The organism is Labrys okinawensis (assembly GCF_002982075.1).
Classification (GTDB): domain Bacteria; phylum Pseudomonadota; class Alphaproteobacteria; order Rhizobiales; family Labraceae; genus Labrys; species Labrys okinawensis_A.
Map to the genome: position 1 here is coordinate 99,586 of NZ_PUEJ01000011.1, position 22,046 is coordinate 121,631.

The following is a 22,046-nucleotide window of genomic DNA, read 5'->3' on the forward strand; positions in this document are numbered from 1 at the left end:
GCAGGCGAACTGGCCTGACGATGCCCTGGGAGCGGGAGGATAGGGCGGAACGGCGCTCGAATGGAATCAGGGCACCAGGACCGCTGCGCCTTGAAAGCGGCCCGCTCGCAGATCCGCGAGGGCTTCGTTCGCCTGTTCCAAGGCGTAGGTAGTGACCGTTGTCCGGATGCCAGCCTTGGGCACGATTTCCAGGAACGTCTCGGCATCGGCCCGTGTCAGGTTGGCGACTGAAAGGAGCTGCCGTTCTTCCCACAGGATGCGGTAGGGAAACTGCGGTATGTCGCTCATATGGATACCGCCGCAGACCACCTTGCCGCCCTTGCGGACGGCGCGCAGGGCCTGGGGCACGAGGGCGCCGACAGGGGCGAAAATGATGGCGGCATCCAGCGGTTGAGCCGGGAGCTCGTCGGATCCCCCGGCCCAGGCCGCGCCGAGCGACAGCGCAAGCTTCTGGGCGTTGACGTCGCCCGGTCGCGTAAAGGCGAAAATGTCCCGTCCCTGCCAGCGAGCCACCTGGGCGAGAATATGGGCAGCGGCTCCGAAGCCATAGAGACCGAGGCGCTGTGCGTCGCCAGCCATACGCAGGCAGCGCCAGCCGATCAGGCCGGCGCACATCAAGGGAGCCGTGGCTGCGGGATCCTCGCATCGTGGCAGGGGAAAGACGAAGGCCGCATCCGCCAGGACATGGGTGGCAAATCCCCCGTCGCGCGAATAGCCGGTAAAGGCGGGCTCATCACACAGATTCTCATGGCCGGAGGTGCAATAAGAACAGTGGCCGCATGTGTGTCCGAGCCAGGCAATGCCAACGCGTGTCCCGATGCCCAGTCCTGTTACGCCCTTGCCGATTCGGTCGATGATCCCGACGATCTCGTGTCCGGGGACGATCGGCGTTCTCGGGTCGGGCAGTTCACCGTCGACCACATGCAGATCCGTCCTGCAGACGGCACACGCCTCGACCTTCACTCTCACTTCGCCCGGCGAAGGCATCGGATCGGGACGGACCTCCAGACGGAGCGGCTGTCCTGTCTGGTGAAGCACCATGGCCTTCATTGCATCGTCCATGATCGGGTTACCGGAAGTGTATCCGGGCGTAGACTTTGGTCGGAGCCACCGAGCGCGAGCGACCAGGTGGAGATCGCAGGTGGGTGTCGACCGGCGCACCACAATCGTTGCTGCCTGGCTTTCCGAGCTTTATTCCAGGTCATATTTTCCCTGCAGCGGCAGGACGGCGTTGAACGCTTTCTGCCAGGTCGACACCCCTCCTGGATCAGGCTCGATGTCTGCGACGGTCCATGGGTGTCTTCCGGGATGTTCGCCAGGGCGCATCGGTTTGACGACCACCGATTGTGTCGCATGCAGACCGGCCACCTTGCGAATCTCTTGCAGACACAACTGTTCCAACCGCACCGCGGGCAATTTTTGCCGTGCCATGCTCGTCTCCATTCTTTCGGCTGGCCGCCGTGCAATCGCGCGGCTCACTCGGCCGCCGACAAGCCGATCGGCGTGATGTCGGGTTCTCGCCGCATCCAGTCATTCAATCGCATGACCAGTTCGGCATAGGGGATGCTGAGCGTCAGGCCGTGCCGTTCTCCAAACGACACATAGGACGTTCCCCCGCTGTCGAGGCTGACATATTTCACCTGGTCGGGGTTGAGGGCGTATCGCTCCCCGTTGGACGTCACTTCGATCAAACCGCTGCTCACCGCGCGCTCTCCGGAAATGCCTTGATCAAGCCGCTATTGCTAGATGCCTTCGACGGAACCGGCGTTGATCTGCGTCAAGCCGGCGCTCCGTTCCAAGCCAACCCGGCATGGAGCCCCCCGGCCGGTCTGCACGGGAGGGGCCCGGCGAGGCGAATGCGCACCGCCCGGCTGGCCGGTCCGGGGCTGCTTTGATCTGCCGCAAGAAACGCCGTGCGATGGAGGTCTAGATTCTCCTGGCATTTGAAAAACAGGGTAACAGCGACATGCCGGAGTCCTCCTCCCCGGATCCGAAGAGTTTTCCCCGCCTCAGCTTCTTCGGCGCCACACAGACCGTCACCGGATCTTGCTTCCTGATCGAGACGCCCAAGGCCAGGGTTTTGGTCGATTGCGGTCTGTTCCAGGGGTCCAAGACCGAGAAGGAACTCAATTATCGTCCGTTTCCCTTCGATGCACGCGGCATCGGTGCCGTTCTTCTGACCCATGCGCACATCGATCATAGCGGCCTATTGCCCAAGCTCATGCGAGAGGGCTTCACCGGCCCGATCTTCGCGACGGCGGCCACATTCGACCTATGCTCGGTCATGCTGCCGGACTCGGGCCATATCCAGGAGGCCGAGGTCCAGCAACTCAATATACGCAACCGGCGCCGCGGCCTGCCGACCGTTACGCCGATCTATACCGTCGAGGATGCCACCGCTACGCTGGCTCTCTTCAGGCCCGCTGCCTTCAAGACCTGGCTACGCGTCGCCATCGGGATCAGGGCTCGCTTCTGGAACGCAGGCCATCTGCTGGGCTCGGCTTCGATCGAGGTCGAGATCACGGATGAGGTCGGCAAGATTACGAGACTGCTGTTTTCCGGGGACCTCGGCCCCGGCCACAAATTGTTGCAGGCCGATGCCGAAGCGCCGGCAGGTTTCGACTATGTCGTCTGCGAGTCGACCTATGGTGATACGGACCGGGCCGATGCTTCGACTGAAAAACGGCGGCACCTGCTGCGCCGCGAGGTCAAGGAGGCCGCACGCTCCAACGGGGCCTTGCTGATCCCGTCCTTTGCCGTCGAACGAACGCAGGAACTGCTGGTCGATCTGGTCAGCCTGATGAATGCGAATGAACTGCCGAGGACGCCGATCTTCATCGATTCACCCCTTGCGACCGCCGCCAGTGGCGTATTCGCGAAATATGCCAGCCAGATGCCGGATGGCGAGGCCCTGACATCGGCCTTGCAAGCACCGAATGTGCATTTCACCGAGAGCGTGGAGCAGAGCAAGGCGATTTCCCGCTTCCGTAACTTCCACATCGTCATTGCCGCCAGTGGCATGTGCGAGGCGGGGCGCATCCGTCACCATCTGCGCAACTGGCTATGGCGGGAGGAAGCGACGGTCCTGCTCGTGGGCTACCAGGCCCAGGGCACGCTCGGCCGCCTCCTTCTCGATGGCACCTCCCGCGTGCGGCTGATGGGCGAGGAGGTGGAGGTCCGCGCCCGCATCCGATCCATCGATCTGTATTCCGGTCACGCCGATGCAGGAGATCTGCTGTCGTGGCTGCTGGCGCGGCTGCCTGTCGAGGGCAATGTCTTTCTGACCCATGGCGAGCGCGAGGCCATCGCCGCGTTCAAGAACAGCCTGGCAGGTGCCCGGCCCGGGTTGCCCGTATTGGTGCCATCGATCGACGAGGTCTTCTCGCTGAATGGCGGAATTGGGCAACGCCTCGACCGTCCGCATCCGCCACGCATCGCGCCGGAAAATGCCGGGCGGCTCGACTGGAACAACGAATTGTCCGAGCTCTTGTTGGACATCAGCCAGACGACGGCACAGGCTGCGGACGAGCGCGCCAGGCGCGTGATCATCCGACGCTTGCGCCGGGCATTGGCAAATGAGGACGCCCCGTCATAGCGCATCCTCGACCGTTTCTGATCCGGCGGATCAAGGCGTTGCAAGGTCCTTGGAGACCAGGGCCAGCGTGGCATCGCCCGGCACCGGCGAGACGCTGAAGCCCATATTGCGCTCCAGTTCAATGGCGTCGTAATTGGCCCGGCTCTCGAGGGATTCGATCCGGCGCATGCCGCGCCGGCGCGCCTGCTCGGCCACGAAGCTCAGCAATTCCCAACCAATCCCCCGATTTCGGTACTCGCCGTGGACGCTGATGGCGACTTCGCCGCGCTGCCCATCGTCGCTGCGAACCAGCATGGCGGTGGCAACGGCCATATTGTTGGCCTGATCGAAGGCAAGAAAGGTCTCGACGTGGTCGTGATCGGCATTCGCCATCCTGCTTATCCATTCCGGGCCGACCTCACTGATGGCCGACAGGAAGCGGAACCGTAGATCTTCCCTGCGCAGGTGATGAAACAAGTCGCTCAGGACGGGAGCGTCGTCAGGCGTGACAGGCCTGACCCGGATTACCAGTCCCGTCCGTGTTTTCAGTTCCTCGACCGGTTCGTTCATGTCGGATCTCCTTGGCGACAACTGCGCTGTCCGTCATTCTTTTCTCAATTCTCGCTGGGTCTGTCGTTGAGGCCGATCAAATCGCGTGGTGGATTCGAGCCTGAAATCCGGCTCGGTCATCGAGGAAAGGAACGCTGCACCTTGCGTGCCGCGGCTGGCACGGGATCCCTGTGAATGCCGGGTTTCGGTGGCCTGCCGATGGCCAGGGGCTTCAGCAGTTCGACACAGACGAGATAGAGGATAACGATGCCCGCCATGGCCAGGAGCAAACCAGGAGGTGGTGCGACGAAGCCAAACCAGGGGCCGAGTGGTGTGAAGGGCACGACGAGCGCGACCAGCAGGGCAAACAGGGACGAAGCCACCAGCATCGGACTTGGCCGGTTGCGCCAGGGGCGACCAGCGGTGCGGATCAGGAAGATCACCGAGATCTGCGTGGCCATCGATTCCAGGAACCAGGTGGTCCGGAACTCGTCGGGGGCGACGTGGAAGATGGCCAGCAGGACTGCAAAGGTCAGAAAATCAAAGAGCGAGGATACAGGGCCCATAATGGCTGCAAAACGTAGCAATCCTCCCATGTCCCAGACCTGAGGCTCGGCGATCGCCTCGCGGCGGACCTGGTCAAAGGGAATGCCGATTTCCGACAGGTCATAGAGCAGGTTGTTCAATAGAATTTGGGTCGGCAGCATGGGCAGGAAAGGCAGCAAAATGGATGCCAGCGCCATGGAGAGCATATTGCCGAAATTCGAACTGGCACCCATGCGGACATATTTGAGGATATTCGCAAAAGTTCGTCGTCCTTCTTCCACGCCGGCGGCGACGACCTCGAGATCGGAAGCCAGCAGGATCATGTCCGCGGCAGCCTGGGCGACCCCGGTGGCGCCTTCGACCGACAGGCCGATATCGGCAACTTTCAGCGCGGGCGCATCGTTTATGCCGTCGCCGAGATAGCCGACGACCGCCTGTGATTTTTGCAACGCCTTGATGATGCGAGACTTCTGATCAGGCGTCAGCCTTGAAAAGGCATCGACCGACCGGACGTGTACCGCCAGAGCGTCTTCGTCGAGTTTGGCAATGTCGCTTCCCGATAGAACCGTCCGTCCATCGAGGCCGACCAGTCCGGCCAATCTTCGCACGACGAGCGGATCGTCCCCGGAGAGAATCTTGAGCTTTACGCCGATCTTGGCAAGGTGGGCGATGGCAGGGCCGGCCGTCGGCTTGGGCGGATCGGCGAACGCACAAAATCCCTCCAAGGTCAGAGATTGTTCGTCCTTTTCGGTGATTTCCTGCCCTTGCTCCGGCCAGGGCCGTGTGGCCACGGCGATGCTGCGCAGCCCCTCCTGAGCCATGCCGTGCAGGATTTCCAGCGCCTTCGTCCGCTCTTCCGCCGTCAAAGGCAGGATCTGTGCCCCGTCTTTCATATGCGAGCACAAACCAAGGACAGCCTCCGGTGCACCTTTGACGATGAGCATCGGGCCATCCGGCCCCTTGGCGAGGACGGAACCCAGCCTGCGCGTATAGTCGAAGGGGCGACGCCCCAGGAGGGCCCAGGAATGGGAGGGCTCTTGTTCGGCAGCGATCAAGGCGGCATCGAGCGATCCCCGGTCGCCGCCCAGATCTGCCGCGACCGCCGCCAGGCCGGCTGGACGCCCCGTCTGCAAGCCGTGGACGTCGATGCTCTTGGCGAGCGTGATCTGGGCCGAGGTCAATGTGCCCGTCTTGTCGGTGCAAAGGACAGTCATGGCCCCGAGATCGTGAATGGCCGCAAGTCGCTTGACGATGACCCTGCGACGCGCCAGGCGGATCGCTCCGCGCGAAAGCGTCACCGTGGTGATCATTGGCAGCAATTCGGGGGTCAGCCCGACGGCGAGCGCGACGGCAAACAGAAGAGAATCGAGGGGCGGCCGGCCGAACATCACGCGTGCGGCCAGAACCAGCACGACAAGGGCCAAGGTCAAGCGAGCAATCACCAGGCCGAATTCACGCAGGTCACGCTGGAACGGGGAGGGAGCGCTCGCCTCCCCGAGCATGCTGGCGGCGGTGCCGAAGATGGTCGCTCGCCCGGTTGCGATCACCAACGCAATCGCCTCGCCCGTCTGTGCGACGGCACCCCGAAACACCGCATTCGAGGCATCCGCCGGATTGGCTGAACGCACCGTGCCCGGGGATTTCGCAACCGGATAGGGCTCTCCCGTCAGGGCTGCCTCGGCCGCGGTGAAGGCCGTGCTTTCCACGATGAGAGCATCGGCCGGAATGACGTCACCGGCGCGTATGCGGACGAGGTCGCCGGGCACGACATTCTCGACGGCAACCTGCTTGAAGCTGCCATCGCGCTTGACCTCGGCCTTGAGGGCGACCGAGCGGCGGAGTGCCTCGGCTGCCCGTGTCGCGTGCCCTTCCTGAAAAGTATCCAGCCCGATGGAGAGGACTAGGATTGCGACGATGATTGCGCCGCCGATAGCATCGCCGGTTGCGATGGAGACGAGCCCGGCACCAAAGAGAATGAGCGAAAGCGGTTCCAGCAGCCGGCGCAGGATCGCATGCAGCGCTGTCTCGTGCTGGCCTTTCCTATCGGCGTTGAGGCCGAACCTCGCCAGCCTTTTTTCTGCCTCGCCCGAAGTCAGGCCCTGGTTGCCGCAGTCCAACGTGTCGAGCCAATCTTTCGGCGAGTGCGTCCAGAACGCAGCCGCTTCGCCTTGCGAAAGCTGGGATGGTGCCGTCGATGTCATGGCGCCGCACCTGTTCGAGAGGATTTTCCCTTGGCCGCTAGTTTGGCGAGCGCGATCGAGGCGAGGCGGACGTCGACCGGGTCCGATCTGCTGGTGAGGATGATGGGAACGCGGGCGCCGAGAACGAGGCCTGCGGCGTCCGCTCCTCCAAGATAGATGAGCTGCTTGGCCAGCATGTTTCCCGCTTCGAGGTCGGGCGCGACCAGAATGTCCGCCTGTCCCGCGACCGGCGAGACAATGCCCTTCATGCGGGCGGCAGCGAGATCGACGGCGTTGTCGAAGGCAAGCGGGCCGTCGACCTTGGCACCCGTGATCTGTCCCCGCGCCGCCATGACGCTGAGTGCCGCTGCGTCCAGGGTCGCGGGCATGGCGGCATTCACCGTTTCAACCGCCGCGAGAACGGCGACCTTCGGTTCGTCGATGCCGAGCACATGCAACAGATCGATGGCATTCTGACAGATATCGCGTTTGTGCTCGAGGGTGGGGGCGATGTTGATGGCCGCGTCGGTGACCACCACCAGCCTGGCATAGGCCGGTATGTCCAGGACATAGACGTGGCTTATGCGCCTCTGCGTGCGCAGGTCGGATTGCGGCGCGACCACGGCGGCCAGCAACTCGTCCGTATGGAGGCTACCCTTCATCAAGGCGGCGGCATGGCCAGTGGCGGCCAGGGCGACTGCTCGCTCCGCGGCGGCGTGGCTGTGTTCAGTGGCCTCGATGCGTATGCCCTCCAGGCTCAGGCCAGCCTGTTCGGCCACGGCGCGGATCTTGGCGTCCGGGCCAACCAGAATGGGTTCGATCAGCCCTTCGGCGCGGGCTTCGAGTGCGGCCTGGATGGCCTCGGGCTGGCATGGATGGACCACCGCCGTGGTGAGCGGCGGCAAGGCGCGGGCTTCGCGCAAGAAGGGGGCGAACCGATGCTGGTGCTGGCGCGACGCCTCCTGCGGCGGCGCAGGTCGACATGCCAGTTCCTCCGATGGTGCGATGACGACGGCGATGCCGGCGAGCACATCTCGGCCTGCCTGATCGACGCAGCGGGTCTCGAAGGTGACGGTGCTGTCCGCGGGGTCTTTCGCCTGAACGGTCACGGTGGCCGTTATCGTGTCTCCCACCGACACGGGATGGTGGAATTCGAGCGTCTGGCTGCGGTAGATCGTGCCGGGCCCGGGCAATTGTGTGACCAGCACTGCCGAGATCAGGTTAGCCGCCCACATGCTGTGAATGACGGCGGGTCGAACGGCATCGCCCATCGCGTGGTTGGGATCACCCGAATTGAGGTCGCCCGATGCCATTGCGAGGAGCTTGATATCGTCGTCGCGGACAGTCCGCTTAAGGCTGGCGGAGTTCCCGATTGCCAATGCGTCGAAGGAGCGATTGACCGGCAGGGTCGTGGACATGATTTCGTTCATGGTTGCTGCACATGGGTTCCAGGCACATCGTCGAGGAGCCGGATCCAGCCGATGAACCCGGGCCGGATGGGCGCGCGCGAATTGAAATGCCCGTGACCGGTGGGCCGACTCTAATCGGGGCCCCTCGATCGGCCTTGACGCGGATCAAGGAGTGGACGCCGCGCATGCCGGGGCACCGGGACTTGATTCAGCTCAATGCCGCAGGCCGTGCCGAGCCTAGAACGGGAAGCGTCACTTGAGGAGATCCGCCGTGCCACTTCGCTGCATTCTGGTTCCCACTGGCCCGGGCGTGCGGCCCGAGCGTCGCCTGGCGGCCGCATTGGGGCTCGCCAAGCATACGCATGCCCATATCAACACGCTCTATGTCAGGCCCGACCTGGCGATCGTCGCGCCACCCGTTCTTCTGGTCGGCGCAGGCGCCGTGCCACCCCAGTGCAATGTCTCCTGCGAGGCCAAGGCCCTGGCTGCGGCCGGAAAGCAGGCATTCGAACGCTGGTGTGCCGGGAGCCGGGTCGCGCTGCAGCCCGATCGCAGGCTCGATGCCACCTTCGCTTCCTGGACCGAAAGAAGCGGTGACGTCGAGACCCTCGTGGCGCTCAACGGACGCGTCAACGATCTCATCATCGTCGACAATCCCACCAAAGGCAGCCCCTTCGACGCGGCGGCGTTCGATGCGGCGGTCTTCTCTTCGGGGCGGCCGACGCTGATGCTGGGGGAACGCCTGCCGGACAATCTGCTCCGCCATGTGGTGATCGCCTGGAACGGCAGCCTGGAAGGGGCACGTGCCGTCGGTCAGTCCATTTCATTGCTGCATGAGGCGGAGCAGATCTCGATCATCACCATTCCCTCCGAGATGGACCGGCAAAACGGTGTCGCGGATCTGGCCGATTATCTGCACTGGCACGGGGTGGTCGTGGAGAGAGCGGGACTGGTGCCGGATATCGCCGGCGGCGACGGCGAGAAGGTCCTGGCAGCCTGCGAACGGGCTGGCGCGACGCTGCTGGTCATGGGAGCCTATACCCATAGCCGCCTGCGCCAGGCCTTCCTCGGTGGGCTCACCCGGCATGTGCTCGACAAGGCGGACCTGCCCATTCTGATGGCGCATTGACCAGGCCCGCCGGCCATGGCGCTGTTTCTGGCCCGAAGGCGAATATTGGGGTCTGCCGGCCTATGCTGGCGGGTCAGATGAGGAGCGGGATGAGGCGGGCCTAGGCTTGAAGGTTGCGTCATGCCTGATCAGGCCGAGAGGATGCCATGGTGGTTTACTGGAACCCGTTGTTCGGCGGAATGCTGATCGGAGCTGCTGCCGTGCTGCTTCTGCTTGCCAATGGCAGAGTAGCAGGCATAAGCGGCATCGTCGGTCGCCTTCTGGGAGGCCAACGCGTTGTCGACAATGGCGCCTTTATCGTCGGGCTGGTGCTCGGTCCGCTCGTCTTTGCCGTCTTCAAAGGATCTCTGCCGGCCATGACCGTATCCACGCCATGGCCGCTGGTCGCGCTGGCAGGCCTGCTGGTCGGCTTCGGCACGCGGATGGGATCGGGTTGCACGTCCGGGCACGGCATCATCGGCGTCGCCCGCTTCTCGCGACGCTCGATCGTGGCAACCGTCACGTTCCTGGGCAGCGGTCTGCTCACGGCATCCGTGCTGGAGTTGGTGCGATGAATGGCGGCAGTCTGTTCCGGCCCGCCATCTCGCTGCTGGCCGGTGTGATTTTTGGGCTGGGGCTTGCAATATCAGGCATGATCGATCCGGCCCGGGTGCTCGGTTTCCTGAATGTTGCGAGTGGCCATTGGGATCCGAGCCTGATCTTCGTCCTCGCGGGCGCGGTACTGGTCGCCATTCCCGGCGTTTTCCTGCAGCGCCACCTGTCTCGTCCCTGGCTCGACGAGCGCTTCCATCTTCCTGCCAAGACGAGGATCGACCGGCCGCTTCTCCTCGGCGCCTTGCTCTTCGGCGTGGGCTGGGGCCTTGCCGGATTTTGCCCGGGACCTGCGATCGCGGCCCTGTCGACGGCCAGGCCGGTCGTGTTGCTCTTTGTCGCCGCCACGGTCCTGGGAATGCTGGCCTGGGACCGCCTTTTCGCCAGAGAGGGCGAGTGACGAAGCTAGAGAAAAGGGACGGTCCCGGCTTGCATCGGGCAGCATCGCAGCCAGCCAATGGCGTAACCGGGAGCTGGGGCGGTTAGGGCAGTGCAACCCAGTGGTCGCCTTCCTTGTGATATCTGGTTTTCACGGCCGTCCAGGCGACACGGTGAGCTATTTCCTCGCGCCGGCGCGAGTTGCACCGAACATTGTCCTCCCAGGCATGGTTGAAGGCCGCGCGGTAGATTTCCTGGGCGTGATGGGGCAGCCTTGCCCGTAGCATCAGCGGCAGATCTTCGATCGTCGGATAGGGCATTGTTCTTCCTGTCAATCAGGGGACACTTCAGCGCCGTCGCAAAGCCCTGTAGGCCACGAAGATACTGAGGCACACCCCGAGGAGGAGTGCCGCCAGCCACGCCAGTGTTTTGAGATCGTTGGTAAATTGGTCAACGAGGACCTCGATCATATCGTCACGTCTCTCTGCTTGAAGATTCCTTCTGCACTTTGGGCACATCGGGAGGCATGACGTTGATCTATCGCAAACACCGGATCTCCGACCGGGGAGCTCGCATCCGGGCGATTGTGCTTGTTTGGTCCTCGCCGCAGGAGCGGGAAATCCTACGTTGGATCATGGCATACGCCGCAAGCGCCTGACTGCGCCATTCAGGCCCGCACCGAATGCCGCTCTCCGGCGCGTTCGGATGCCCTCCTGGCCGGCACGAGATGGAGGACTCTCGCGAACAGATGGTCGTGCCCTTCGCTACGGCCGATGTGGATGACGCCGCTCCGCTTCAGGTCTTCGTGAAGGATTTGCAGGAAGCGCCGATGCGTTTCTCCCGTGACGGAGTCCAGCACTTCGTCCATGACGATCCAGGCCGGCTTGTGCAGGATGAGGCGGGCGAAGGCGAGTGCCTGCTGTTCGTCTTCATTGAGCTGGCGATCCCAGCGTCCTGGTTCGTCTAGCGCGGTCGCCAGCCCTTTCAGACCGACCCTGTCGAGGGCCGTTTCATAAGACCTCGTCTCGAAAGACTGGGCCGGAGCGGGGTAGGCGAGGGCGTCGCGCAAATTCCCCGGCGGCAGGTAGGGGGTACGAGGCATGTACATGATCGCCTCCCCCTTCGGGCGCACAATGCTGCCCGATCCCCATGACCAAAGTCCCGCCAGGGCGCGGAAGAGCAGGGTCTTGCCGCTCCGCCGCTCTCCGATAATCGCCACCTTCTCGCCAGCTTCGACGGTGGTGCTTTCCTCCCGCAGCCGCGTGCTTCCGCCGGGGACGAAGACGCAGAGGCGATCCAGCCGGTAATGTCCCGGTTCGCCTTCGGCCCACTGTATCTGATCGGCGCCATCTCCCTCCGTGTCGTCTTGCGCCGCCGCCCGGCGAAAGTTCGAGACCCGCAGCAGCGTTGCACGCCAATCCGCGATCACACTGAAATTGTCGACAAACCAGCGCAGGGAGGATTGGACCTGGTTGAACGCGCCGACTGTCACCATCAAACCGCCGAGTGACAGGGAGCCGGAAAAATAGGCGGGCACCGCTACTCCGATCGGCACGACCAGAGCGGTCCAGCCATAGCCTGCCGTGATCCAGGTGAGCCTCGTCTGGCCCCATGCGAGGTTTCTCATGGCGGCAAGGACCTTGGCCAGATCGATGGTGATCCGGCGTCTCTCATCGGGCTCGCCATTCGCAAGGGTGATCGCATCGATGTGCTCGCTGACTCGCATCAGTCCATAGCGCAAATCCGCCTCGCGGCTATAACGTTCGGCATTCAGGCCGACCAGCGGCCGGCCCACCAGATAGCTCAGCAGAGAGGCCGTGCCCGCATAGAAAACGGCAGCCCATACCAGGTAACCGGGCACGGCCAGGGTGGCCGTTCCCAGGTGGAAGACGAAGCCGCTCGACAATGCCCACAGGACGCTGACGAAGCTGGAAAGCAGCACCGAGGCCTGCAGCAAACCTATGCCCAGGTCTGCCGAGAGTTCCGTCAGGTGGCGCGCATCTTCATGCATGCGCTGGTCCGGGTTGATCCCGATCGGGCGCGTCGAGAGCCGAAAAGCTCTTCCCGGCTTCAGCCATTGCTCGATGAGGTCGTCAACAAGGCCTTGGCGCAGTTTGATTTTTATCGATTGATTTAACCAGACTTGCGCAACGTTCATCACAAGGAGAGCGATGGCAATTTGAGCAAAGCGAAAGAGCTGATGGACGAATTCCTGCCAATCCTTTCGCGCCAGCGCATCATAGAAGGGCTGGTTCCATTCGTTGAGCTTGATCTGGCCATAGGCGGTGAGGGCAATGACGATCACAATCGCGAAAGCCAATGCGACAAAGTTCATTCGGATCGGAGACACCCAGAATGCGCGTAGCATCATGCCAAGCTCGGGCATCAAAGCTGCCTGGGCATCATCGACAGGCTTGAGGGTGGCTTCGCCGCTTGCGACAGCCATGTGCAACACCTCCAGGACAGCCAGGAAATCGTCCGTTCACACCGGTGCCGGTCATGGGAACACGATTTTGGCGAGGCGCCCCTTGATCTTGCTCAAGGAAACGGCTGTCGCGAAGGCGATGTTGCAAACTCTTCGGATAGCGGTTTTCGGTCTGGAGCAGTCTCCATTTCTGGGAAGTGCACCATGTCGAAGGCCGTCACTCCGAGCGCTCTGCGCTGCCCCTAGAGCGTTTTTCGACCTTTATGAAGCGCTATGGGATCCCGGTACCCGATAATTTCTGATTCAGAATCCATGCTGGCGAACGAGGCCAGCATGGACGCTTTTTCACGTGCGCGGTCGCGTATTGATGCGTGACAAATTGCTCAATCGATTTGCAGGGAGATCGCCTGATGCAGCTTCTTGAGGTTGGGTAGCGACTTGCTTTGCCACGGGATCTCGGAGCTGCCACGCACGACGAGTGCTACATTCGGGTGCTTGCGCACCTCGATTGTGAATTTTGCCAATAAGTTGATCCCCGAAGAATTGAGAAATTCGAGATCGGTCAGGTCGAGAACGATCGTCGCCGGTGAGGCTGTCAGGACGTCGGTCATGAGCGTCATGATCGGAGCATATGCATCCGTTCCTGACAGCCGCATCGTGCCGTAGAAACGGATGACGTTGTCTTCGGTCCAGACTCGATATTCGTCGGTCGTGATTTCTGTATTTGGCTTCATGATTCACTGTTGCAACAGAGTGACGGGAAGGGTGGCGAATGTTCCGACCTGCACGCGGCTGCCGTCTTCGACGGGGTTGAAAATCCATGCCAGGCGAGCGCCGTAATCATTCATCAGAGTCAGCAACCCGAGGCCCGATCCGGAAGTCTCCGGATCTGCCGCATTGGCCTCGATGCGTTCAATGAGCAGGTCACCGGGGTCACCGACCGTGATCTCGGCCAGCAGTGCCTGGAACGAGGCGGCTGTGTCGGAACTGATCACATTGGAGACCTTGACCTTGAAGGCATCGGTACCCATGGCCACCTCGACTCTGATCTCGCCGGGCTCGTGGAATTTGACCGCATTCTCGATCAATTCGTTCACGAGATAACCGATATTGTGCCGGACCGCGCGATAGTCGTTTCGGGATGTCCGGAAGGGCAGGGCGAATATGTCGGCGATGAAGTCCGATGTCGTCGCGCAATGATGCCATCTCAGGTCGAGAGGCCCGTCGAATAGGCTTACGCGGCTGACACGTTCGTCCATACCGATCACAATATCTTTTGATCCGTACAAAGTGGTCATGATGTTACCTGTGCCTGATAACGACGAGTGTTATGTCGTCGTGAATCTTACTAGTTCCAATGTAGTCCATCAGATCCTGGACAATTCCATTCTTTATTTCCTCGGCGCTCGAGCCATGACGCTGGCGTACGCTCTCTACGAGACGATCCAAGCCGAACAGTTCGCCCTTTCCGCCCTCCGCCTCGGTCACGCCATCGGTATGCAGCACCACCACGTCGCCGCTTGAGAAGGCTATGTTGCGGGTGGCGACGAAAGGCGAAATGTCCTTTTCGAGGCCGATCGGAAATCCCAGATCGATCGTATCGATGCGCTCGACGCCGCCACCTGCACGCACCACTACAACTTCCTCGTGTTGGCCTGAAAGCGTCAGCTTGCCGTTCTCATAATCCAGAAAGGAGAGAGACAGATGCTTGTCTGAATTGGTTCGCTCAAGGTTCTTGAATATTGCTCGATTGAGTCGATCAAGGAATTGCGTGGGATTATTCTCGCCTGTTTCTTGCAGCGCCCGTGCGACCGACTGTACCATCAGCATCAGAACACCGCTTTCGAGGCCATGGCCGGTTACGTCGCCAATTCCGACCTTGAGCTTCTGACCGTCGCGCAACACGTCGTAATAGTCGCCCCCAACCTCGTCTGCAGGCCGCATATAGGCCGCAATCTCTACCCCCGGCACATCATTCAGTTCACCTTCTTTGGGGAGCACCATTCTCTGGATCTGACGGGCCACGTCGAGCTCGGCGCCGAGCCGCAGATTTTCGCTGCGCAGCTGTTCGTTGAGCGAGGAGATTTCCAGATTGGCATTTTCGAGATCGCGTGTGCGATCCTCGACGAGCTTCTCGAGGTTCTCAGTATGGTAACTTATCTCCTCGGCCATTCGATTGAAGGCGACGCCGACCTCGCCGACCTCGTCTCTTGTCGGAATGTGGACGCGGACGGAATAATCCTTGGCCTGCAGCTTGCGTGCCGCCCCGGCCAGGGCGCTGAGGCCGGCCGTGATACGCTTCGACAGCCCGAATACCGCAGCGAATACGATACAGAGCGCAACGAAGATCGCCGCCAGCTGGTAGAGAAGGATGCGGTTGGTCGCTTTGGAAATGCTATCCTGAGCCGCAATCAGCGTGGCATATATCTCGTGTTCGGGAACGACGATGCCGACCGTCATCGTTTCCTTAGTTATGGGACCTGCGCTCCACATGTTCGTCGGCCTGAGTTTCTTGAGGACGACGATGTAGTTGACCTTTTCACCATTGCGATCGAGCGGGATTGTCTGAATGACACCATCGTTGTTCTGATCGAGGGGAAGCGCCGCCACGGCCGCATCGGCACTTTTTCGCAGAGACCGGTCGAAGACCGTCGGGCTTGAATTGCCGATACCGAGCGTCTTTTCACCTTCGGGCGTTACGGCGAGTACATTGCCATTCGACATGGCGAGAAATGCAAAGCCGGTATCCGCGATTTTCACGCTTTGCACGATGTCCGCCATCTGGTCCAGCGTGAGGTCGGCACCGACGACGCCGGCGACGTCTTTCCGGTCCTTGGTCCAGACGGGCTCGAAGAAACTGACGATCAGCTTGCCGGTAACGCCATCTTTATACGGGGAAAGCGTGGTGATCTTCTCATTGACCGGCTTGCTTGCCGGATCCTTGATCCAGCGCTGCCAGTCCTCGTAAAGTTCGGGAAAAAAGAAGTCCCACCAGTTCGTCGCATTGTGGCCCGGGTAGACCCGGTCGAACGTTGCGCCTTGATCGGTGTAGGGCGTCGAACGCAGAATTGGAGCACTCTTTGGACCGATGAAGTAGACCTGCAGCTTTCGGGTGCCATTCGCCTGGACAGCAGGACCGAAGATGTTGAAGGCCGTGCTGTCGCGTACAATTTTCGCAACGTCGGGCGGGAGATTTTTGGTCGCGTTGAGAAGATAGCCCCAAACTGTCACAGCCGACGGATCACCAGCTCCGTTCTGCCACCAATTGCTGGACGGGTTATAGACAAGAGGGGTGGAGAAGGTCGGGTCACCTTCGATCGCTTCACCCACCTTCGCCGCGATCTGAGGATGATCGATCAGGGCCTGCGTCGAGGCGGCAAGAATGTTGACCTCCGTATGGACCTGGTCGAGCAGCAGATCGGTCCGTTCGGCTGTGGTATCGATGTAATTGTGCAGGTATTCGCCGGTTGCCTTGGTCAGGCCGAGGCCGATCTGCTGGGTGGCATCCACCGAAAGCCGGTTCACGTTCCAAAGAGCAAGTCCACCGCTGATCAACAGGTCGAACAGGACTGCGCCACCGACAACCAGCACGAATTTCGCTCGGAATGAGCGCAGGCCAAATCGCGACGAATTTCCTGGCTCCTTACTCATAGCGGCTTTCGCCCCGACGCAATCCAGATCGGCCAGCCTGCATATCCCTTCGGATGCAATGCCGCGAAGATATGGTCCTGGAAGCCCTTGCGAAACTGCTCGATGAACTCGGGATCGTCGCCGCGTTTTTGGGACATTTCTCCTGCGAAAGTATTCTCCCACGCATGAATCATATCGGCGAAGTCCTGGGGATCTCCGTCGAGATTGGTTACCATGATGGACTCGGCACGAATATCGTCGAAACCGGCATCCATCAGATAATGGCGGCTCTTGGGACCCAGCTCGAGATCCATGTTGAAATGAGTAAAGAGCTTGGACAGCTCATTATACGTCCATTGAATGGACTCACCGCGGGGCTCTCCCAAACATTGAGATATCTTTTCATTGGTAATATAGACGCGGCCGCCAGGCTTGCAGATTCTGTACATTTCCTTGAGAATTAGTGCCGGACGGTCAAATATCTGCAGGGAGTGACGGCAGGTCACGAGATCGAACTGATTGTCTTCCAGCAACATCTCCGAGGCGTCACCATAGACGTACTCAATCCCGCTGATCTTGAATTCCGACGCTACCCTGCGTGCATAGGCAAGGCTCGAGCGTGAGTGGTCGAGCGCGACAATTCGTGCGGGCGTGAATTCTCTCTGAACGAGCGCCGCGAAATCGCCGATACCGCAACAGATATCCGCCATGTAGATCCCGGGACGCATGCCGTGACGAGGCAAGATGTCGCGTTCGTGCCGCCATGTCATCTTGGTCTGGGTGCGCAGGACAGGGATGAAGCCGCCTTCCTCGAGAAAGCTCTGACCCGGGTAGAAATTAGCGTCATACTCTTGGACTTTGATGGCCGGCTGGATCCGGCTCAAACGCCCGAACTTCTCCGTCGTCCATCCGACCACGCTGGAGGTCACGATGACAAACTGCAGGTCCGGCCTGTCCCGGCTGGCATCCAGCAGTACACGCGCGAAGGCGTGGAATGCCAGGTTGTTCATCTGGGAGAGCCGCCGGACATTCACATAGAACACGCCTCTTACGCGATTAATCGAATCCCGCAATAACGCCAGGCACGAGGCCAACTCGTTCAAGGACTGGGGTCGCAGCGTCCCCGAAAGCGAGTACTCCTGATTGCTAAGGTCGAATTGCGCTTTGAAGCGCACATCATAGGCGAAGGGAATCGCGCTCAATGTGTGAGGCCTCCAAGTGGCAGATCGACAGTGAGCGTAATGGTGTCATCCCCAACGGTGGTCAGGGTCACAGCAGCGCTGTAGCTGACGGCAAGTTCGACCAGGAGCATATCGCGGCCCACCTCGGTGGCGTCCGCCAATGAATCCATATAGTCGGCTTCAGCGCGGCTGCTTCGAAGGCGAGCTACCGCTTGCTTGAAGAAATCGCGTTCATCTTGGCTGCAGGTGAAGGTGAGTTCGACCCTCTCGGTGTCACCTTGGCGCGAAATCTTGCAGACAAAAGTCCCTCCGACATGATTGCTTCGGAATGTGATCTCCAGCAATTCATTGAGTGCAGATGAAAACAAGTTCGTGAATAGCACGGAATCCGGCCGGTTGTGGCTTATCATCCGAGCTAGAAAGGTTGAAATATAATCGCAATGCGTCCAATTGGAGTTGAAAGCCTCCATTTCCATATCAATTTGCACCATGATGTGAAAATCATGATCCAATGTAGCGTTGTGATTGACGTTCGGCGCCATATGCTTCTCTGCTATTGAGATCCCAGTGGAATGTGTCGTCTTCAGTTGATGCGTTCGCGGCGCCTTCGTGGGGCTCTGGCCTTGGATGCGAATATTCGTGCCTTTTCCGCACTCATGGGCCGGCCGAGATGATAGCCTTGGAGGATGTCACACCCTTCGTTGATCAGCCATCGAGCTTGCATGGCCGTTTCGACCCCTTCGGCTGTTACCATCATGTCGAGACCGTGTGCCATGGCAATAATCGCTCGAGCGATCGTCTGACTTTTGTGTTCCTTCTCGATATCTTGAATGAAGTACTTGTCTATTTTCAACGAATCGAAGGGAAAATTCTTCAGATAGCTGAGGGAGGAATAGCGTGTGCCGAAGTCGTCCAGCGAGATGCGGATACCCAGCACGTTAAGTGTGTTCAGGGTATCCAAATTATCCACGGTCTCCTCCAGCAGCACCGATTCCGTGATTTCCAGTTCTATTCTGCCAGCGTTTATGCCGGTGCTGTCGATGACCTGAGCCACGACGTCGGTGATGGACCCGCCGAGGAACTGCGCGGGCGACAGATTGACGGCGACGTTCAGGGAGTCTGGCCAGGTCATTGCCTGCCGGCAGGCTTCTTCCAGCACCCAACGGCCGATTTCCTCCATCAGGCCATCCGACTCCGCGATAGGAATGAAAACGTTGGGTGTTATCCGCCCAATTTCCGGGTGATCCCAGCGCAACAGCGCCTCAAAGCCAACGATCTGGCCGGATGAGCGGAGCAGGGGCTGGTATTCGAGCAGAAGTTCTCGCCGTTCCAGAGCCAATCGAAGGCTACGCCTGAGGCTTTCGCGTTGCTCGATCAAAAGCATCATCGAGCGATTGAAAGTCCGCACGCAGCCGCGTCCTTCTCCCTTGGCAGCATAAAGCGCGATGTCAGCCGCCTTCATCAGTTCCTCGCCCTGTGTACCATGCTGAGGGCCGAAGGCGACGCCGACGCTGGCCCCGACGAAGAGCGGCATTCCATTGATGATGAAGGGTATCTTGAAAGCGTCGACGAGAGCCTGCGCCACACTCTCCGCTTCTTTCGGGTCCTTGCCATATTGGATGATCGCGAATTCGTCGCCGGCATAGCGGAAGGCAGAATCGCCCTCCTGCAGTACACCTCGAATCCGATCGGCGGCCAGTTTGAGGAGCGTGTCGCCCGTGCCGTGCCCCAGCGTGTCGTTGACCGATTTGAAATCATCAAGATCGATCTGCAGCAGGGCCGAACGCACGTGCAGGCCGTCATTCGGCGTCAAGATTTCCTTGAGGCGCTCACTCAGGCGCTGCCGGTTCTGGAGGCCCGTCAGCACGTCATGATTAGCCTGATACATCAGTTTGCTGTGTTCGGCCTCCGCGGCCCTCGCAGGAGAATTCGCCACTTCGATCAGGCCGATCCCGTCGGCGGCGGGAAATGCCCAGACCTGCACTTCGCGATTGGGCGCGGCGGTAATATTGAAGGTTGTGGGAGCCCTGGTAAGAAGTACCTTGTCTAGGGCTCTCTTTGCTTCGCCTGTAGCAGCGCCAGGATAGATATCGAACAGGCTCGCACCAAGGGGCAGGTTGCCACTGCGCACAGTCTCAAGCCGTGCGGAGAATTGAATAAGGCTTAAATCGCTATCGTAAAAAGAGGCTAATTCATGTGTATGTTTAAGAAATTCTGAAAGAGCCTGTTCGTCAGACGTAATTTTTCTAACTTTTACTGGGGTGCCTTTTGGTAACTTAGACTTTCTCCGAAAGCGGAACAATTCCTGGTCCTCTGATGATTGCTCAGACAGCCACACATTCGAGGTAAATTCCTACTCCAAATTTTACATCGAATACAATTCAGAATTTAGCTTTGTAAGCTGGAGCGGCGGGCGATCTCCAATCTGTCCGCACCACAGCCGATGAGTGCCGGCATTGACGAGGCCGCAGTCTGAGATGATTGGATCGATGGCCGCTGCGATCGGTTCCTCGACTGTTCCTCGATGTCATAACCATGGGCGTTACCACCGCCGGCTGCCCTGTTGATCCATCCTCGCCGTATGCAGCGCGTCTGCGGAAGGTGGACAGGGCGTCACAATCTGCTCAGCCCATTTGCATCATCGGGAACGGGTGCCGAGGCGATGTGGTTAGGTTAACAGCCGCATGTCCGGCTGGGCTGGGGGATGCCTGTGTAGGAGGAGCAAGCTATGGTCAGCCAAACCGACGGTGATCCCAGACATCACATCCGGCAGACGAAGGCTCGCTTGCGGGAGATTACCGATCATCTGCGCGAGGATATCGATAAGGTGGACGAGCCGCAGCTGAAGGCAATGTTCGAGACGTCTGCCGAAGTTCTTACTGGCCTCTCGAAAGCATTCAGCGATTACGAGCAGAAGAACGAAAGCGCTTGGCGAAAATAGCGGTGCCGTCGCGAGGGTTCCGATCCCCGCGCGCCATGCTTGGACATCGAAGTTCTGGTTCGACAGGAGCAGATGCCGGCCTGGCTCGACGATGTGACCGGAGAAGCGGCCGAGAAGCCAGCACCCCGGGACGAGCATCGATCAAAGAGCCCAACAAGTCGGCTCGTCCAGGATCAGGCGACAAGCGAGCGATGTTGCGCGACCCGCTGGCGACAGCCGGGTGAGTAGCCAGCGGGCATTTCTGCAGTGGGCACAGAGAGTGTTCGACGATCTAAATATATTAAATCTATAAATTTAGTTGACATATAATCGGCGAACGTGTGTGCTCAGGCGAAGCCCTCGACCGATGGGCCAAAGTCAAAGCTGGACCGACCCGATGACCACGATTTCCTCCGCGCCGCTGGCGCGCCGCGCCCTCCTGAAAATGGGTTCGGCCCTGGCTGCCGCCGCAGCCCTCGGCGGTGCCGCCCGCGCCGACGATGCCGCCAAGCCCGAAGCCTCCAAGGCCGAAGCGGGATTGCCTTCCCTCAAGGGCAAGACCATCGCGATCAGCGTCGCCGGCACCGACCACTTTTTCGACCTCAAGGCCTATCAGGCCCAGGTCGAGACCGTGAAGGAACTCGGCGGCACGCCGATCGGCCTCGATGCCGGGCGCAACGACAAGACGCTGGTCAGCCAGCTGCAGACCCTGGTGACGCAAAAGCCCGATGCGGTGATCCAGACGCTCGGCACGCTCTCGGTTGTCGATCCCTGGCTGAAGAAGCTGCGCCAGGCCGGCATCCCCGTTTTTTCCGTCGATCTGCCCTCGACCAATGTCATCAACACGGCGACCTCGGACAATTTCTCCCTGGGCGCCCAACTCGCCTTGCAGTTGGTCTCCGATATCGGCGGCAAGGGCAATGTCGTGGTCTTCAACGGCTTTTCGGGCGTCCCGGTCTGTGAGATCCGCTACACCCAGCTGCGCAATGTGCTGAAATACTATCCCGAGGTGAAGATCATCCAGCCCGAATTGCGCGATGTCATCCCCAACACGGTGCAGGATGCCTATGCGCAGATCACCGCGCTGCTCAGCAAGTACCCGGAGAAGGGATCGATCTCCGCCATCTGGTCGGCCTGGGACATTCCGCAGCTCGGCGCCACCCAGGCCCTGATCGCGGCGGGGCGCAGCGAGATCCTCACCTATGGCGTCGACGGCACGCCCGAGGTGCTGGCGCTGGTCAAGGATCCCAAGGCGCCGGCCGGCGCGGTGGCGGCCCAGCAGCCCTCGGTCATCGGCCGCCAGGCGGTGCTGAACCTCGCCCGCTATCTCAACGGCGATACCACGCTGCCCTCGCAGACCTTCCTGCCGGCGGTCATCGCCAACAAGAAGAATGCCGCCGAGGTGCAAAAGCAGCTGGGTCAGGCCTGATGGCCTGACACCTGACCGAACCCGCAGGGTGCCCTCGTTGACACCATCCTGCTCAGCCACCCCATCCGCAAGCCCGGATGGGGTGGCTCTTCCTCGTGGCCGGTC

General features: G+C 60.6%; 20 protein-coding genes. 6 read left to right on the plus strand and 14 right to left on the minus strand.

Annotated features, from left to right (window positions below; translation table 11 throughout):
- Positions 1 to 66: 66 nt before the first annotated feature.
- The 3 genes from C5L14_RS25025 to C5L14_RS25035 all read right to left on the minus strand — a co-directional run bounded on the left by C5L14_RS25025 (position 67) and on the right by C5L14_RS25035 (position 1,703).
- Entirely contained in the window at positions 67 to 1,050 is a 984-nt protein-coding gene (locus C5L14_RS25025) for a zinc-dependent alcohol dehydrogenase family protein (protein ID WP_105864882.1), read from the minus strand.
- A 141-nt stretch (positions 1,051 to 1,191) separates the two neighbouring features.
- A complete protein-coding gene (locus C5L14_RS25030) occupies positions 1,192 to 1,431 on the minus strand; it encodes a hypothetical protein (RefSeq protein WP_105864792.1) in 240 nt (79 codons plus the stop codon).
- 44 nt (positions 1,432 to 1,475) lie between these two features.
- Positions 1,476 to 1,703 carry a hypothetical protein gene (locus tag C5L14_RS25035; RefSeq protein ID WP_105864793.1) on the minus strand — a complete coding sequence of 76 codons (228 nt, stop codon included), beginning with the start codon at positions 1,701 to 1,703 and terminating at the stop codon, positions 1,476 to 1,478.
- 263 nt (positions 1,704 to 1,966) lie between these two features.
- Here C5L14_RS25035 and C5L14_RS25040 point away from each other — a divergent pair, with 263 nt between their 5' ends.
- Positions 1,967 to 3,595, plus strand: a complete 1,629-nt coding sequence (locus C5L14_RS25040) for an MBL fold metallo-hydrolase (protein ID WP_105864794.1) — start codon at positions 1,967 to 1,969, stop codon at positions 3,593 to 3,595.
- A 30-nt stretch (positions 3,596 to 3,625) separates the two neighbouring features.
- Here the strand turns inward: C5L14_RS25040 and C5L14_RS25045 are convergent, their stop codons facing one another.
- The 3 genes from C5L14_RS25045 to C5L14_RS25055 form a co-directional block, all read right to left on the minus strand.
- The gene (locus C5L14_RS25045; RefSeq protein ID WP_105864795.1) at positions 3,626 to 4,144 is read right to left on the minus strand and encodes a GNAT family N-acetyltransferase; all 519 of its coding nucleotides are present in this window, start codon (positions 4,142 to 4,144) and stop codon (positions 3,626 to 3,628) included.
- A gap of 116 nt (positions 4,145 to 4,260) precedes the next feature.
- Positions 4,261 to 6,870 (minus strand): magnesium-translocating P-type ATPase, encoded by a 2,610-nt coding sequence (gene mgtA / locus C5L14_RS25050; RefSeq protein WP_105864796.1) that lies wholly within the window; start codon positions 6,868 to 6,870, stop codon positions 4,261 to 4,263.
- Positions 6,867 to 8,267 carry a bifunctional enoyl-CoA hydratase/phosphate acetyltransferase gene (locus tag C5L14_RS25055; RefSeq protein WP_105864883.1) on the minus strand — a complete coding sequence of 467 codons (1,401 nt, stop codon included), beginning with the start codon at positions 8,265 to 8,267 and terminating at the stop codon, positions 6,867 to 6,869. Before C5L14_RS25055 ends, mgtA begins: the two co-directional genes overlap by 4 nt.
- 262 nt (positions 8,268 to 8,529) lie before the next feature.
- Here C5L14_RS25055 and C5L14_RS25060 point away from each other — a divergent pair, with 262 nt between their 5' ends.
- From C5L14_RS25060 to C5L14_RS25070, 3 genes are all read left to right on the plus strand, one after another.
- Complete coding sequence (locus C5L14_RS25060) at positions 8,530 to 9,387, plus strand: universal stress protein (RefSeq protein ID WP_105864797.1); 858 nt, start codon at positions 8,530 to 8,532, stop codon at positions 9,385 to 9,387.
- 146 nt (positions 9,388 to 9,533) lie between these two features.
- Positions 9,534 to 9,941, plus strand: a complete 408-nt coding sequence (locus C5L14_RS25065; protein WP_105864798.1) for a YeeE/YedE family protein — start codon at positions 9,534 to 9,536, stop codon at positions 9,939 to 9,941.
- Entirely contained in the window at positions 9,938 to 10,378 is a 441-nt protein-coding gene (locus C5L14_RS25070) for a YeeE/YedE family protein (RefSeq protein WP_105864799.1), read from the plus strand. Before C5L14_RS25065 ends, C5L14_RS25070 begins: the two co-directional genes overlap by 4 nt.
- Positions 10,379 to 10,460: 82 nt before the next feature.
- On the opposite strand, the gene C5L14_RS25075 is transcribed toward C5L14_RS25070, so the two are convergent.
- The 8 genes from C5L14_RS25075 to C5L14_RS25110 form a co-directional block, all read right to left on the minus strand.
- Positions 10,461 to 10,676 carry a ChaB family protein gene (locus C5L14_RS25075; RefSeq protein ID WP_105864800.1) on the minus strand — a complete coding sequence of 72 codons (216 nt, stop codon included), beginning with the start codon at positions 10,674 to 10,676 and terminating at the stop codon, positions 10,461 to 10,463.
- 347 nt (positions 10,677 to 11,023) lie between these two features.
- Positions 11,024 to 12,802, minus strand: coding sequence for an ABC transporter ATP-binding protein/permease (locus C5L14_RS25080; protein ID WP_105864801.1), 1,779 nt, complete (start codon positions 12,800 to 12,802; stop codon positions 11,024 to 11,026).
- Between the two features lie 362 nt (positions 12,803 to 13,164).
- Positions 13,165 to 13,515, minus strand: a complete 351-nt coding sequence (locus tag C5L14_RS25085) for a slr1659 superfamily regulator (protein ID WP_105864802.1) — start codon at positions 13,513 to 13,515, stop codon at positions 13,165 to 13,167.
- Between the two features lie 3 nt (positions 13,516 to 13,518).
- Positions 13,519 to 14,079, minus strand: a complete 561-nt coding sequence (locus C5L14_RS25090) for a slr1658 superfamily regulator (RefSeq protein ID WP_105864803.1) — start codon at positions 14,077 to 14,079, stop codon at positions 13,519 to 13,521.
- Positions 14,080 to 14,083: 4 nt separating this feature from the next.
- Complete coding sequence (locus tag C5L14_RS25095) at positions 14,084 to 16,432, minus strand: SpoIIE family protein phosphatase (protein WP_105864804.1); 2,349 nt, start codon at positions 16,430 to 16,432, stop codon at positions 14,084 to 14,086.
- On the minus strand, positions 16,429 to 17,604 hold the full coding sequence (locus C5L14_RS25100; RefSeq protein WP_428832659.1) for a methyltransferase domain-containing protein: 1,176 nt from the start codon (positions 17,602 to 17,604) through the stop codon (positions 16,429 to 16,431). Before C5L14_RS25100 ends, C5L14_RS25095 begins: the two co-directional genes overlap by 4 nt.
- A 5-nt stretch (positions 17,605 to 17,609) precedes the next feature.
- Entirely contained in the window at positions 17,610 to 18,134 is a 525-nt protein-coding gene (locus C5L14_RS25105; protein ID WP_105864806.1) for a ubiquinone biosynthesis methyltransferase UbiE, read from the minus strand.
- Between the two features lie 41 nt (positions 18,135 to 18,175).
- Positions 18,176 to 19,834: a putative bifunctional diguanylate cyclase/phosphodiesterase gene (locus C5L14_RS25110; protein WP_105864884.1), complete on the minus strand. Its 1,659-nt coding sequence runs from the start codon at positions 19,832 to 19,834 to the stop codon at positions 18,176 to 18,178.
- Positions 19,835 to 20,320: 486 nt separating this feature from the next.
- Here C5L14_RS25110 and C5L14_RS25115 point away from each other — a divergent pair, with 486 nt between their 5' ends.
- Both C5L14_RS25115 and C5L14_RS25120 read left to right on the plus strand, forming a co-directional pair.
- Positions 20,321 to 20,533 (plus strand): hypothetical protein, encoded by a 213-nt coding sequence (locus C5L14_RS25115; protein WP_105864807.1) that lies wholly within the window; start codon positions 20,321 to 20,323, stop codon positions 20,531 to 20,533.
- A 376-nt stretch (positions 20,534 to 20,909) separates the two neighbouring features.
- Entirely contained in the window at positions 20,910 to 21,941 is a 1,032-nt protein-coding gene (locus C5L14_RS25120) for a sugar ABC transporter substrate-binding protein (protein ID WP_105864808.1), read from the plus strand.
- The last annotated feature ends 105 nt before the right edge of the window (positions 21,942 to 22,046 follow it).

Excerpts from the sequence above, each read along its gene's own strand:
- C5L14_RS25025 (WP_105864882.1), bottom strand. The coding sequence starts at position 1,050 with ATGAAGGCCATGGTGCTTCACCAGACAGGACAGCCGCTCCGTCTGGAG.
- C5L14_RS25030 (WP_105864792.1), bottom strand. The coding sequence starts at position 1,431 with ATGGCACGGCAAAAATTGCCCGCGGTGCGGTTGGAACAGTTGTGTCTG.
- C5L14_RS25040 (WP_105864794.1), top strand. The coding sequence starts at position 1,967 with ATGCCGGAGTCCTCCTCCCCGGATCCGAAGAGTTTTCCCCGCCTCAGC.
- C5L14_RS25045 (WP_105864795.1), bottom strand. The coding sequence starts at position 4,144 with ATGAACGAACCGGTCGAGGAACTGAAAACACGGACGGGACTGGTAATC.
- mgtA (WP_105864796.1), bottom strand. The coding sequence starts at position 6,870 with ATGACATCGACGGCACCATCCCAGCTTTCGCAAGGCGAAGCGGCTGCG.
- C5L14_RS25055 (WP_105864883.1), bottom strand. The coding sequence starts at position 8,267 with ATGTCCACGACCCTGCCGGTCAATCGCTCCTTCGACGCATTGGCAATC.
- C5L14_RS25065 (WP_105864798.1), top strand. The coding sequence starts at position 9,534 with ATGGTGGTTTACTGGAACCCGTTGTTCGGCGGAATGCTGATCGGAGCT.
- C5L14_RS25070 (WP_105864799.1), top strand. The coding sequence starts at position 9,938 with ATGAATGGCGGCAGTCTGTTCCGGCCCGCCATCTCGCTGCTGGCCGGT.
- C5L14_RS25075 (WP_105864800.1), bottom strand. The coding sequence starts at position 10,676 with ATGCCCTATCCGACGATCGAAGATCTGCCGCTGATGCTACGGGCAAGG.
- C5L14_RS25080 (WP_105864801.1), bottom strand. The coding sequence starts at position 12,802 with ATGGCTGTCGCAAGCGGCGAAGCCACCCTCAAGCCTGTCGATGATGCC.
- C5L14_RS25085 (WP_105864802.1), bottom strand. The coding sequence starts at position 13,515 with ATGAAGCCAAATACAGAAATCACGACCGACGAATATCGAGTCTGGACC.
- C5L14_RS25090 (WP_105864803.1), bottom strand. The coding sequence starts at position 14,079 with ATGACCACTTTGTACGGATCAAAAGATATTGTGATCGGTATGGACGAA.
- C5L14_RS25095 (WP_105864804.1), bottom strand. The coding sequence starts at position 16,432 with ATGAGTAAGGAGCCAGGAAATTCGTCGCGATTTGGCCTGCGCTCATTC.
- C5L14_RS25105 (WP_105864806.1), bottom strand. The coding sequence starts at position 18,134 with ATGGCGCCGAACGTCAATCACAACGCTACATTGGATCATGATTTTCAC.
- C5L14_RS25115 (WP_105864807.1), top strand. The coding sequence starts at position 20,321 with ATGGTCAGCCAAACCGACGGTGATCCCAGACATCACATCCGGCAGACG.
- C5L14_RS25120 (WP_105864808.1), top strand. The coding sequence starts at position 20,910 with ATGACCACGATTTCCTCCGCGCCGCTGGCGCGCCGCGCCCTCCTGAAA.